Annotated in this window: 16 protein-coding genes; 1 reads left to right on the top strand and 15 read right to left on the bottom strand. The window is 36.5% G+C overall.

The genetic code is table 11. From position 1 onward, the window contains the following. Nucleotides 1-290: 290 nt before the first annotated feature. The 15 genes from rsmI to BLP98_RS00125 all read right to left on the bottom strand — a co-directional run bounded on the left by rsmI (nucleotide 291) and on the right by BLP98_RS00125 (nucleotide 11,885). The gene (gene rsmI / locus BLP98_RS00195) at nucleotides 291-1,157 is read right to left on the bottom strand and encodes a 16S rRNA (cytidine(1402)-2'-O)-methyltransferase (protein ID WP_074481353.1); all 867 of its coding nucleotides are present in this window, start codon (nucleotides 1,155-1,157) and stop codon (nucleotides 291-293) included. 9 nt (nucleotides 1,158-1,166) lie between these two features. Then, on the bottom strand, nucleotides 1,167-1,487 hold the full coding sequence (gene yabA / locus BLP98_RS00190) for a DNA replication initiation control protein YabA (protein WP_058814171.1): 321 nt from the start codon (nucleotides 1,485-1,487) through the stop codon (nucleotides 1,167-1,169). Next, a complete protein-coding gene (locus tag BLP98_RS00185) occupies nucleotides 1,480-2,280 on the bottom strand; it encodes a PSP1 domain-containing protein (RefSeq protein ID WP_074481352.1) in 801 nt (266 codons plus the stop codon). The genes yabA and BLP98_RS00185 overlap by 8 nt, the downstream gene beginning before the upstream one ends. After that, the gene (locus BLP98_RS00180; protein ID WP_074481351.1) at nucleotides 2,277-3,152 is read right to left on the bottom strand and encodes a DNA polymerase III subunit delta'; all 876 of its coding nucleotides are present in this window, start codon (nucleotides 3,150-3,152) and stop codon (nucleotides 2,277-2,279) included. Before BLP98_RS00180 ends, BLP98_RS00185 begins: the two co-directional genes overlap by 4 nt. Nucleotides 3,153-3,172: 20 nt before the next feature. Then, nucleotides 3,173-3,799 (bottom strand): dTMP kinase, encoded by a 627-nt coding sequence (gene tmk / locus BLP98_RS00175; RefSeq protein ID WP_074481350.1) that lies wholly within the window; start codon nucleotides 3,797-3,799, stop codon nucleotides 3,173-3,175. Between the two features lie 89 nt (nucleotides 3,800-3,888). Then, the gene (locus tag BLP98_RS00170) at nucleotides 3,889-4,548 is read right to left on the bottom strand and encodes a CBS domain-containing protein (protein WP_074481349.1); all 660 of its coding nucleotides are present in this window, start codon (nucleotides 4,546-4,548) and stop codon (nucleotides 3,889-3,891) included. Between the two features lie 133 nt (nucleotides 4,549-4,681). Beyond that, nucleotides 4,682-5,392: an ABC transporter ATP-binding protein gene (locus BLP98_RS00165; protein WP_074481348.1), complete on the bottom strand. Its 711-nt coding sequence runs from the start codon at nucleotides 5,390-5,392 to the stop codon at nucleotides 4,682-4,684. Beyond that, nucleotides 5,392-6,156 carry an ABC transporter ATP-binding protein gene (locus BLP98_RS00160; protein ID WP_074481347.1) on the bottom strand — a complete coding sequence of 255 codons (765 nt, stop codon included), beginning with the start codon at nucleotides 6,154-6,156 and terminating at the stop codon, nucleotides 5,392-5,394. Before BLP98_RS00160 ends, BLP98_RS00165 begins: the two co-directional genes overlap by 1 nt. Beyond that, on the bottom strand, nucleotides 6,156-7,109 hold the full coding sequence (locus BLP98_RS00155) for a branched-chain amino acid ABC transporter permease (protein ID WP_074481346.1): 954 nt from the start codon (nucleotides 7,107-7,109) through the stop codon (nucleotides 6,156-6,158). Before BLP98_RS00155 ends, BLP98_RS00160 begins: the two co-directional genes overlap by 1 nt. A gap of 3 nt (nucleotides 7,110-7,112) precedes the next feature. After that, nucleotides 7,113-7,997: a branched-chain amino acid ABC transporter permease gene (locus BLP98_RS00150; protein WP_074481345.1), complete on the bottom strand. Its 885-nt coding sequence runs from the start codon at nucleotides 7,995-7,997 to the stop codon at nucleotides 7,113-7,115. A gap of 52 nt (nucleotides 7,998-8,049) precedes the next feature. Then, nucleotides 8,050-9,231 carry an ABC transporter substrate-binding protein gene (locus BLP98_RS00145; protein ID WP_074481344.1) on the bottom strand — a complete coding sequence of 394 codons (1,182 nt, stop codon included), beginning with the start codon at nucleotides 9,229-9,231 and terminating at the stop codon, nucleotides 8,050-8,052. 114 nt (nucleotides 9,232-9,345) lie between these two features. Then, a complete protein-coding gene (locus BLP98_RS00140) occupies nucleotides 9,346-9,597 on the bottom strand; it encodes a DUF2129 domain-containing protein (RefSeq protein WP_074481343.1) in 252 nt (83 codons plus the stop codon). Beyond that, complete coding sequence (locus BLP98_RS00135; RefSeq protein ID WP_074481342.1) at nucleotides 9,590-10,030, bottom strand: YlbF/YmcA family competence regulator; 441 nt, start codon at nucleotides 10,028-10,030, stop codon at nucleotides 9,590-9,592. Before BLP98_RS00135 ends, BLP98_RS00140 begins: the two co-directional genes overlap by 8 nt. Nucleotides 10,031-10,271: 241 nt before the next feature. After that, the gene (locus BLP98_RS00130; protein WP_074481341.1) at nucleotides 10,272-10,862 is read right to left on the bottom strand and encodes an ATP-dependent Clp protease proteolytic subunit; all 591 of its coding nucleotides are present in this window, start codon (nucleotides 10,860-10,862) and stop codon (nucleotides 10,272-10,274) included. Nucleotides 10,863-10,991: 129 nt separating this feature from the next. Beyond that, a complete protein-coding gene (locus BLP98_RS00125; protein ID WP_074481340.1) occupies nucleotides 10,992-11,885 on the bottom strand; it encodes a DMT family transporter in 894 nt (297 codons plus the stop codon). 113 nt (nucleotides 11,886-11,998) lie between these two features. Here BLP98_RS00125 and BLP98_RS00120 point away from each other — a divergent pair, with 113 nt between their 5' ends. Further along, nucleotides 11,999-12,868 (top strand): LysR family transcriptional regulator, encoded by an 870-nt coding sequence (locus BLP98_RS00120; protein WP_074481339.1) that lies wholly within the window; start codon nucleotides 11,999-12,001, stop codon nucleotides 12,866-12,868. The last annotated feature ends 55 nt before the right edge of the window (nucleotides 12,869-12,923 follow it).

Genomic DNA, 12,923 nt, shown 5'->3' with positions numbered 1-12,923 from the left:
GTTAGATTTTTATGTTAGATAATATAACACTATTTTTTGGACAAGTAAAGGTTTTTTGGACAAATTTTCTGAATTTTTTAATTTTATGACAAGTGATGTCAGAGAAATATGCTAGTCTAAATCGCACAAAAAAGCCTTATTTTAAAAGCTTTTAGCAACATTTACAGAAAACATACGATGTTAGCTTTCGCTCATTTTTCATTATAACTATCAATGTTATATTTTCTTACATCTATTTGTAAACAAACTAAAAAATCAGACAAAATGCCTGATTTTTTCAATGAATCATATCAAATACCATGATAAGCATTATAAACTTCTTGACGATTTAAGCCATACGTTTTGGCAACCTTCTTAATGGCTTGATTTGGTTTTTCACCAGCCTCAACTAGGCTAGACACAAGCTCTGCTGGTTTTAAGTCTTCTGCAGCAACTTCAGTTAAAACAGCTTGATCCTGACCAGAAACAATTAACAAACACTCACCTTTTAAGGGATTCTCAGCAATATACTCCAAGAGTTCTGAAATAGAACCACGTTGATATTCTTCGTAAAGTTTTGTCAATTCACGAACCAAAACAACTTGTCTGTCACCATAGACAGCTAACATGTTCTCTAAGGTATCTGACACGCGATAAGGTGATTCATAAAAGATTTGCGTTTCAGGATAGGCTTTTTTACTCTCAAAAAAGTCTTTTTGTTGTCCTGATTTTCGTGGTAAGAACCCATAAAAGATATGTGGCTGTGGTGCAAGTCCACTAGCAATTAACGCCGTAATCCCTGCTGAAGCCCCTGGAAGAGCCACAACAGTAATATCTTCAGCAATGGCTGCTTTTACCAAATCATGTCCTGGATCTGAAATTGATGGCATTCCAGCATCTGATACCTGAGCCAAATTTTTTCCAGACTTCAAAAGTTCTAGCAACTCTGGAATTTTTTCATAAGCATTATGCTCATGAAAGCTAATTTGCTTAACAGTAATATCAAAATGCTTCAATAAAAGACCTGTATTTCGAGTATCTTCAGCACAGACAAAATCTGCTGCTTTCAACGTTTCTACTGCACGAAACGTCATGTCTTGCAGATTACCAATTGGTGTTGGCACAAGATACAAGGTTCCATAGTCAGTCTGCCCCTTGAAACTTTTTTGTACTTTCATAACAGACGATTACTCCCTATCTAAGACTTCCATACAGAACATGCATTCTTCATCATTTTCACGACGTTGTCCGTAATAGTCATTACAGATATGGAAACCATCGTGATAAATGCTTTCAATATATTTTTTACCTTGTTTAGAAGATTTAACAGGTGTTTCTTGTTCAAGTTGAGAAAGACGTGTACGTAGTTTATCGTTCTCAAGTCGAAGAGCTGTATTTTCTTCTAGCAAAGATTGTACTTGTTTTTTCATGGCTTCAATTTCAGCCAAGGTAATCATTAAATTTTGTGAAAAACCATCAAAGGCATCAAATAATTCTTTTTTATCCACGTACTTTGACCTCCTCTAAAGCATAAGTTAAAAGAGTGTGTCGTTCAGGTAATCTTACCTTAACTGTGTCAGAAAAGACATCGATTCCCACAACTACTCCTAATCCATCAACCGTTTCAATTTCTGCTCCCAAATCAGGGAATTTCTCCTTAGAGGTTTTGTAAAACTCATCTTCAAAGCTCAAACAGCACATTAAACGACCGCAGATACCTGCTGTCTTACCCGTGCTAAGTGACATGCCTTGATTTTTGACCATTTTGATTGATACTGGTGGAAATTCTCCCAGAAAGCTAGCACAGCAAAGGGCACGGCCACAAGGCCCCACACCACCGTACACTTTAGCTTCTTCACGACTATTAATCTGACGAAGTTCAATACGTGTTTTAAAGTGAGCAGCCAAATCACGTAAAAGCTGACGAAAGTCCACACGATCTTCTGCACAAAATGTAATTAAGACATAACTTCTTTCTAAAGGAAAGACAATATCAATCACTTTCATTTTAAGTTGATTGGCTTCGATTAACTCATTCACCTTATCAAAAGAATTCATGGCTAATTCTAGATTTTCTTGATAAGCTTGAAAATCTTTTTCGTTAGCCGGACGAAGCACCTTATCCATCTCAGCAGGCAATTTGACGTCATCCATTTCTTCATTGGCTGTAACTGCCTGAGCTAATCGACAGCCTTTTTTATTTTTGATAACGAGATAGTCACCAACTTGATAATTTTGATTTGGCAAAACATAGACAACGTTGCCTGTTTCTTCGTACTTTACACTCAATACTTCTGTCATGAAATCACCATATATTCTAGCACATTTTGAAAGCTCACATTACACTTCCACATCTGCTGTGCCCTATAACTTTTCTCTAAATAATCTAAACTTTCTTTTTGGTTAAATTGCTTTGCTAAAAACAAAGGCAAGAGTTGGAAAACCAGTTCCTGTTCTGACTTTTCAAGAGCAGCCTGAACCAAACGACCTGTTTCCAGATAAGCTGTCGCCTTATCTTTAAATAGTATTGAGATAAAGCGTTCACAGGTCTGAAGGAGCTCTAAAATCTTCTTATCAGCCATCAACTCATCTAAGTGAGCTGGTGTTTTAGCTAACTCTGCTAAGATATCAGCCTGAGTTTTTAGAATGCCAGCTTTTTCAGCTTGTTCCACTAAGAGCTTCTTATTTTTTGGAAAACGAAAAACTTGTGTTCGACTCTTAATAGTTGGAAGGACCTTGCTTTCATCGCTAGTAAGCAAAATCATGTAAGATGAGCTTTGTGGTTCTTCGATGAATTTCAAAAGGCTGTTAGCAGCATTGATATGCATCTTTTCACAATCTTGAATGATGAAAACTTGCGATTTTCCTTCAAATCCTGAACGTGAAAAATCACGCATCATCTCACGAATGGTATCTGTTTTAATGATTTGTCCTGTTGGCTTGACGATTTTTACATCTGAAAAATCATTATCCTCAATCAATTGACATTCACGGCATTTACCACAAGGTCTTCCTTCTTGCAAATTCTCACAGAAACGACTTTTAGCAAGATAGAGCGCAAAATCAAAGCTGGCAAAATCCCCTGAAAAAAGATAGGCGTGGTTCATCCTATCTGATTTTAAAATCTGATTAAAGTCTTTAAAAAGTTGGGGTTGCAAGCACTCTAAATCCATTTTAATTCCTTTACTCTTATTTAGCTTAGTTTCTCAAGAATTACTTGTGTCGCTTCTGCAACAACTTGATCTAATTCACGTGAAGCATCAATCGTCACAATACGTTCTTCTGTCTGAGCTAAAGCTAGATATCCTTGTCTAACACGCTTATGCATGTCTAATTTTTCCAAATCAAGACGATTCACTTCTCGGTCAGCATTTTTAGCAATTCGGGCTAAGCCAATTTCTGATTCAACATCAAAATAAAGCGTCAAATCAGGCTTTCTACCATCTGTTGAGAAGTCATTTAACTTAGCAATAATTTCTTTATCAAGACCACGTCCTGCGCCTTGATAAGCTACTGAACTATCAATAAAACGATCAATCAAGACCACCTTACCAGCCTCTAAAGCTGGCAACACTTTTTCTACATAGTGTTGACGTCTTGCTGCCATATAAAGTAGCAACTCTGTCTTACTGTCCATCGCAACGTGCTTAACATCCAAAATAACATCACGAATGCGTTCTGCAATTTCAACACCACCTGGTTCACGTGTGGTCACAATATCGTAGCCCTTTTCTTGCAAAACTGGAAGAACTTTTTCTAAGACTGTAGTTTTTCCAGCACCATCTGGACCTTCAAATGTAATGATTATACCGTTTTTCATGAAAATTCCTTAAAATTTATTATACTTCTATTCTATCAAAAATCGTACAAAAAAGCACTGCTAATCTTAGCAATGCTTCCATAATTCCTTTAATCAATGACTTTAGCTGAGGTTAACTCAATTGCATCAACTTGAATACCTTGATTGATTAATTTTTCACGCAAATCAGTAACATCTGCTTTGCCATCAATTTGAATCTCAATAACTACTTTACCTGATTTACGTGTTGCAACTACTGTACGTTTGATGTTAAGGTTATCTGCTGAAATAGTGTCAACAATTTTCGCTAACGTTCCAACTGTATCTTCAGCAGTAATGATAACACGAATCCCTTCTTCACCATATCCTGATACTTCTAGGAAAGCTTTAAAAACATCTTTTTCTGTAATCACGCCATAAACTTGTCCGGATTCAACAACTGGCAAAATTCCGACATGATTTTTCATCATCGCGTAGACAGCATCCTCAAGACTAGCATAAGGTGATACTGTAATAACATCTCGAATCATAATGTCACGAATTTTTGTTTTATTTAACAAATAATTCATTTCATAAATTGACAAAGAAGTCGCTTTTGATGGACTAGCTTCTGCCATTGTTCTTTCAGTAACAATGCCGACTAATCGATCATTTTCAATAACTGGTAAGCGGCGTAATCCTTGTTCTCTCATCATATCAGCTGCATGGGCAACTGTTGTATCGGGTGATACATAGACAACTTTTCTTGTCATAAAATCTTTAACTGCCATAATTAATCTCCGCTTATTTTTCTTATATTTATTATATCACAAACTGCAAACGATTCCTAAAAAGCTAAACAGTCATAAAAAAGAGTAGACATATTTGCCTACCCTTCCTCAAAAAAACTGATAAAAGTCTATCTTATCCACCAAGATAAGCTTTTCGAACTTCTTCAGATTCTAATAATTCTTTACCTGTTCCAGAAAAAACAACTTTTCCTGTTTCTAAAACGTAACCACGATCAGCAATCGCCAACGCTTTGTTAGCGTTTTGTTCAATTAGCAAGACTGTTGTTCCTTGTTTTTGAATATCTTGAATAATATCAAAAATTTCTTGGATAAAGATTGGTGCAAGTCCCATTGATGGTTCATCGAGCAAGAGCAATTTAGGTTGACTCATCAAAGCACGTCCCATTGCAAGCATTTGTTGTTCACCACCTGAAAGTGTGGCAGCATCTTGCATTTTACGTTCTTCAAGACGTGGGAAGCGATCAAAGACTTTCTTCAAGTTCTTTTGATTTTCTTCACGATCGTTGCGCAAGAAAGCTCCCAATTCAAGGTTTTCAAGAACAGTCAATCCAGGAAAGACGTGACGTCCTTCAGGAACTTGTGACAAACCATTAGCAACAATTCGACGGGCAGGTTCTTTTTGAATTTCTTGGCCAAGAAATTCAATTTTACCAGCACTTGGTCGAACCAATCCTGAAATTGTACGAAGAATTGAAGTTTTACCAGCACCATTGGCACCAATAAGAGTCACAACTTCCCCTTCATTAACTTCAAAAGAAACATCTTTTACAGCTTGGATAACGCCGTAGTGTACTGATAAATTATCAACTTTTAACATTGCCATTATCCTTCACCTCCAAGATAAGCTTCGATTACGCGTTGATTATTTTTAATTTCATCAGGAGTACCATGAGCGATTAGGCGTCCATATTCAAGAACATAAATGCGCTCAGTAACTTCCATAACAAGGCTCATATCATGTTCAATCAGCATGATAGTGATATTAAATTCTTCTTTAATTTTACGGATGAGTTGTGTCAATTCTGCTGTTTCTTGTGGGTTCATACCAGCAGCAGGTTCATCCAAAAAGAGAATTTTAGGTTCTGTAGCAAGGGCACGGACAATTTCCAAACGACGTTGTTGTCCGTATGGAAGGTTTTTAGCCAAAGTTTCTGCATCACCATCAAGATCAAAAATAGCAAGTAGTTTCATTGCTTTTTGGTGCAATTTTTCTTCGCTACTGTAAAATTTTGGTAAACGAAGGAAACTTGCCAAAAGATGTGGATTATTTTGATTAGCCATACCAACAAGTACATTTTCCAAAACGGTCATATCTTTAAAGAGACGGATATTTTGGAAAGTACGTGATAAGCCAAGTGATGCAATTTTATAGGGTTTCTTACCGTTCAATAATGTTCCATCTAGAGAAACTGAGCCTTCACTTGGTTCGTAAACACCTGTCAAAAGGTTAAAAAGCGTTGTTTTTCCAGCACCATTTGGCCCGATTAATCCAACTAGCTCTCCTTCATCAAGATGCATGGTAACATCACCAACGGCTGTCAAACCACCGAAGTTTTTAGTTAGATTTTTAACATCAAGCAATGCCATTAGTGATTACCTCCTTTGCCTTTATTAAAGAATCGTGACAAGGTAAATTCTTTTGTCCCCAATAGTCCACCTGGACGGAAAATCATGACTAAAATCAAAGCAAGTGAGTAAATGATCATACGTAGGTTTGACACATTTTGTAAGAACATATTCAAAATACCCAAAACAATAGCCGCAAGGATGGTACCTGTAATTGATCCAAGACCACCAAGAACAGCGATAATCAAATAATCAATGGATTTCATAATTGTGAAATCTTTTGGTACAACTGTTCCAATGTAACCAACGTAAAGTGAACCAGCAATCGCAGAAATAATTGCCCCCATAACGAAAATCATAACTTTCATTTTCGTTACGTTAACTCCCATAGCTTCTGCAGCAATTTCATCTTCACGCACAGCAATTACCTGACGACCAGTTGATGAACGCAAAAAGTTCAAAATCAAAACTGTGATACCAGCCACAAAAATGAAGATAACAGGCCAAGATGTATATGGCAAAATCCCTGTCAAACCAGCGGCACCGTTTGTCACTTCACCACCATTGACAATAAAGATACGAATAATTTCAGCCATACCAAGTGTTGCAATGGCAAGGTAGTCACCTTTCAAACGAAGAGTCGGTACACCAAAAACAAGGGCTACAAGAACAGCAATCACAACACCAACTAGCATCGAGAAGTAGAAGCCACCATATGTTGGATTTTGTTGCGTAATAATAGCTGTCGCATAAGCACCAATCGCCATGAAACCAGCTTGTCCTAGCGTAAACTGACCTGAGAAACCAAGTACCAAGTTTGTACCAAGTCCCATCAAAATACTAATACCAATCCCCATTAAAATTTGGATATAGTAAAGGTTTAAAATATTTGTTTTTGTTAATACTTCTATAATTCCAAAAAGAACTACAATAAGTGCAAGCCAAGAAAGGTTAAGTTTTAGATTCTTTTTCATTTTCTACACCTTCTCTTTCACATTTTTACCGAGAATACCAGCTGGTCTTACCAAAAGAATAATGATTAAGACAGCATAAACAATAGCATCGCGGTAGCTTGAGAGGTTAACTGAAATTGATAATGTCTCTAAAATACCAATAACAAATCCACCAAGCGCAGCACCTGGAATAATACCAATACCACCAAGAACGGCAGCGACAAAGGCTTTGATACCAGGAGTCATCCCCATAAGTGGCTCAATTGAATTGTAGTAAAGTCCAATCAAAACACCAGCGGCACCAGCTAACGCTGAACCAAGTGCGAAAGTGAAACTGATTGTTGAATTAACATTAATCCCCATCAATTCAGCTGCATCACTATCAACAGAAACGGCACGCATAGCTTTACCCATTTTTGTCTTTTTAACAATTAACTGCAAAGCAACCATCAAGACAAGAGAAACAACCAAAATCAACAATTGAATATTTGTTACCGTAACAGGACCAAGCTTGTAGCTAACAATATCAATTGCTTGCGGGAATGAACGTGTATTAGCACCGACCAAGAAAACCATACCGTATTCAAGGAAGAATGACACACCGATAGCTGTAATCAAGGCAGCAATACGAGTTGAGTGACGCAACGGACGATAAGCTAAGAATTCAATTACCATTCCGATAAAGGCTGTCGCAACCATTGTCACAATAAGCGCAAGCCAGAAATTCATATGAAGCGTACTAATAGCATAGTAGCCGATAAAAGCACCCAACATATAGATATCACCATGCGCAAAGTTAATTAATTTAATAATCCCATAAACCATGGTATAACCTAAAGCAAGTAGAGCATAAATACTACCTAGAATAATACCATTAACCAGTTGTTGGGGAAGTTGTTCTAAAAACATAAAATTACCAAACTTTCTAGTCAAATGATCAAAAAACTAACGACAAAAGAGCTTAGTTTTTCTTAATTTCAACAGCATCTGCTGAAACTTCAGCACCATCTTTCATAATAACCATCAAAGCTGTTTTGATTGGATTGTGTTTCTTGTCGATAGTCATCTTACCAGTCACACCATCAAAATCTTTTAATTTAGCAAGGTTATTAGCAATATCAATTGAAGTTTTCGCACCTTCTGCTGCTTTTGCAATCATATAAACTGAATCATAAGAAAGTGCGGCAAACATATTTGGTTCTGAACCGTATTTTGCTTTATAAGCTTTAATAAAATCATTTGCTTTACCTGAAAGGGCTGTTTTTGTTGAATAACCAGATACGTAGTAAACACTATTAGCATTAGCTTTACCAGCCAAATCAGCAAAGCTATCATCATTGAAACCATCAGGTCCAAGAATTGGAACACTGATTCCCATATCACGCGCTTGTTTTGTGATAATACCAGTTTCTGTATAATAACCAGGCATAACAATAGCATCATAATCCAAGTTTTTAAATTTCGTCAAAGCTGATTGGAAATCCTTATCCCCTGAAGCAAAGGTAGCTGTTGTAACAATGTCGCCTTGATATTTTTTCTTGAACTCCTCAGCAATTCCTTTAGCATAGTCACTTGAATTGTCGTAATAAAGAACGACCTTTTTAGCATTCAAATTACTGTAAGCATATTGAGCTAAAACCTGACCTTGGAAGCTATCTTGGAAAGTCGTACGGAAAACATATTTTTTAACACCATCAACAGTATCAAGTGTTAAATCATCTTGAGTTCCGCTTGGTGTCAACAAAGGAACACCAGTTTTTTGTGCGTTCAAACTTGCTGCAGCAACAGCACCTGATGTCGCAGGACCAATCATGGCATTAACTTGACTTTGAATAGCCAAGTTTGTTGCAGCTGTTGAAGCTTCCGCATTTTCTGACTTGTTATCTTTTGTCACAAGTTCGATTTTTTTCCCATCAACGCCGCCAGCTTTATTAATCTCTTGAACAGCAAGTTTAATCCCGTTGTTTTCTGCATTACCATAAGCAGCAACTGTACCAGTCAACTCAAGGTTAACACCGACTTTAATCGTATCGCCGATTGTTGTACCAGTAGCATTTGCAGTAACATCTGGAGATTTACTACAAGCCGCTAAAGCAATTGAGGCTAAAAAAGTTAGTGCCGTTAACACAATCTTTTTATGCATAAGACATTCTCTCCTTAATTTTCTAATTAAAAAAGTTAAGTCAAAGAATACTGAATTATCTGAAAATTTACACTATTCTTCGCCCACTTCTTTCGTACCCAAATGTGTATTATATCAAAAATGTGACAAATTGCCCACAAAATCTTGATTAATATTATCGAGTTCTGACAAAGAAACTGCTTTCACAAATTTTAAAGTTGAAATTTCCTCAACAATATCTGCTGCTTCTTCCTTATTAACATATAAAAGCTGATAATGCATTTTTCGAGAATGGTAAAGAACATCGCCATACTTGTTTAATTTTCTCGCATCGCGATTATAGTATAAATAAACGATAATTCCCTGACGTTCCTGTTTCTTAAACATCTCTCTTTCCTCCCTTACTACAATGTTGATGGTGTGATTTATGTGGAGCCAATGGCAAACCAGTATCTACAAAAATCATTGGTGAAATGACTGATGAAATCTCTTGTGTTAACTCTGCTAAAATCTTTTGGACAGCCACTTCATTTTGTCTTAATAAGCTAACTGTTTGATCCAAATCAAGCGCTCTTTTTTCTTCTAATAGCTGATGACGAAGATCTTTTACCTCAGGACGAAAAGCAGCATAATCTTTGACTTCTTCGTAAGATTGCTTTAAAGCCTGAAAATGAGAAATTCTCCCCTGTAAAGCCTTATCAGCTAAAAATGTCTTTTGAATCGCTAAATAAGATTTCACAGAATCTAAAGCTAAAAAAGCTTGAGCAACCTCATCGATTGCTTCATCAATTTCAAATAATTGTTCATCAATTGCCAACATAAATCGATTATACCATATTTGATATCAAATGTATCCCTACCCTGCTTACAGCAAAAAAGGGAGTGAGACAGAAATCAGTAGTTTCGCAGAAACTTGATTTCGTCGTCTCACTCCCGCAAAGTTGAGTAGAGTTGTAAAAGCTGATTTATCAGCGTATTGGAACCCGCTCAACTACTGCGTCTTGTATATAAAGAAAGAAGCTGAACACTTTTGTCTCAGCCTCTACTTATTTATTAACAAATTAGTTCAATTCGTTGTTGACCATGATTTCATCGATAAAGCCGTATTCAAGAGTTTCTTGAGCGCTCATCCAGTTATCACGTTCAGCATCTGCGTGAACTTTTTCCAATGTTTGGCCTGAATTATCAGCCAAAATTTGTTCCAAGTTTTGACGTGTTTTCAAAAGGTGTTCAGCAGCAATTGCCATATCACTTTGTTGAGTACCGCCACCAGTACCACCCATTGGTTGGTGAATCATGTATTCTGCATTTGGTAACATGAATCGTTTACCCTTTGTACCTGATGAAGCAATGATTGTACCCATTGATGCTGCCATCCCCATAACGATAGTTTGAACATCTGATTTAATGAAGTTCATTGTATCTACAATAGCAAGACCAGCTGAAACTGATCCACCAGGAGTATTAACATAAAGGTAAATATCTTTTGTATTATCTTGCGCATCAAGGAACAACAATTGAGCAATGATAGAGTTTGCCATATTGTCTTCAACTGGTCCAGTCAACATGATAATACGATCTTTCAAAAGACGTGAGTAAATATCATATGAGCGTTCACCGCGGCTTGTTTGTTCAATAACTACAGGAATCATATCTTTTCTCCTTTACTAGGCTAGAAAATAATAGGCATAACATCTCAAAACTATTTTTCTGGCCTCTGTTTTAAATATTAACCTGAGACTATTATAGTCAAATGGTCAAAAAAGGTCAAATAAAAAATTTTAATATTCGACTTTTTCCTGAAGTAAAATAAATCGACTGCTTTTTTTCGGTTGATAAATGGCTAATAGAACACCGATAAAAATCAAGCCTGTTCCTAAAAATGCTAAACCGCTCAGCCATTCGCCAAAGAAAAGAAAGGCAAAGACTGCTACAAAAATAGGCTCTAGAGCAAACATGACACTTGTGAATTCTGCACTAACATAAGATTGAACAGTTGTTTGCATCACCCAACCATAAGCTGAGCATAGCAAAGCTAGTCCTAAAACAGAAAACCAAACTGTGCTTGAATGAGGTAAAACAGGCGTTTCAAGTGAAAATGTTCCTATTAAAGCATATAAACTAGAGAAACCTAATTGCCAAATTCCTAAACTCATCGCATCTACCTTATCAACAAAGGTTTTAGAAAGAATAATGTATAAAGCATATAAAGCTGCAGATAACAAACACATCGCAGCACCAAAATTTAATTGCGATAAATCAGCACCAGTTAAGAGATAAAGGCCAAGTAAAACAATAAGAATCGCTACTATTGTCTTTACATTTGGCAGTTTTCGAGTCATGATAGCTTGAAAAATAGGGACAATAACCACTGTAGTGGAAGCCAAAAAACCTGCTGTTGAAGCAGAGGTATCAATAACACCAACAACTAAAAAATAAAAGACTGCAAATAATAGAGCTCCTGCTAAAGCACTACAAGTCATTAATTTCCAAGAAAAAGTTTTTTGTAAACGTCGATAAAAAATCAAAATCAAAGCCAAAAAAGCCAAACCACAACGGAGAGCTACTAATTCTATGGCTGGAATTTCAGATGCACCAAGTGCCATGAAAATATAGGACATCCCCCATGCGAGAGGCACAGTAGCTGAAAATAGTTGAGCATATTTTTTTATCATAAATTTCACCTCTCAATTCCTAATATCATGTTTTTATTATAAGTTGATATTGGATATAAGTAAAATTAAAGTATATAATAGAAACATAAGTTTTACTTATTGGAGGTGCTGCAATGATTTCAAAATACGCTATTTTCTGCTCGGTTATTGAATCGGGTTCTTTTACCAAAACAGCCAACCTATTAAACTACTCACAAAGTGCTGTCAGTCAAACCATCAAAAATCTAGAAAAAGAAATTGGAACGTGTTTATTAACTCGGGGTCATGAAGGCGTCAAGTTAACAAAAGATGGTCAAGCACTCTATCCCTACTTCCAACAAATTGTCCAAAGTGAAAAACAGTTAACTAAAAAAATTGACGAATTACAAGGCCTGAATAAAGCTGAGATACGCATTGGTATTTTTACTTCAGCCAGCCGAAATTTTATTTTACCATTTATTAAAGAATTCAAAGCTAAGCATCCGGCAGTGAATTTTGTCCTCAAACAGGGAGATTATACAAGTATTCACCAGTGGCTTGATACTGGGCAAGTGGATTTAGGCTTCACGCACATCGATTATGTTGGTCAATTGCAATCTCAAATCCTTTATCAAGACTGTCTTTATGCAGTTCTACCAAGCAAACATCCTTTGGCAAAACAAAGCGAAGTTTCTCTTTCTGATTTGGCTAAAACTGAGTTAATTTTACTTGATGAAGGTGAAAACAGTTTAACACGCGCAGCTTTTGCTAAAGCAAACATCACCCCAACATTCACCTACGAAATTTACGATGACTATACCATCTTGGAGATGATTCGACAAGATTTAGGAGCTAGCCTCCTTTACGAAAACTTCCTTGATGGCCTAGCTCTAGAAGATTTAACCGTTCGTCACATTACTGAAAAACCATTTCGGACTATCGTTCTAGCTTGGAAAAACTGGCAGACTCTTCCTTTAGCTGCTCAAGAATTTGCCAAAAATATTTCTAACCATATTCATGATTAAAAAAGGTTTGCGTTCTCAACCGAACGCAAACCTTTTTATTGTTAATTAAGCAGTA

Origin of the sequence: Streptococcus equinus (assembly GCF_900104225.1) — a bacterium.
GTDB classification, from domain to species: domain Bacteria; phylum Bacillota; class Bacilli; order Lactobacillales; family Streptococcaceae; genus Streptococcus; species Streptococcus equinus_D.
The sequence above is the reverse complement of the archived record's forward strand: the minus strand, read 5'-3'. Positions and strand labels throughout refer to the sequence as shown.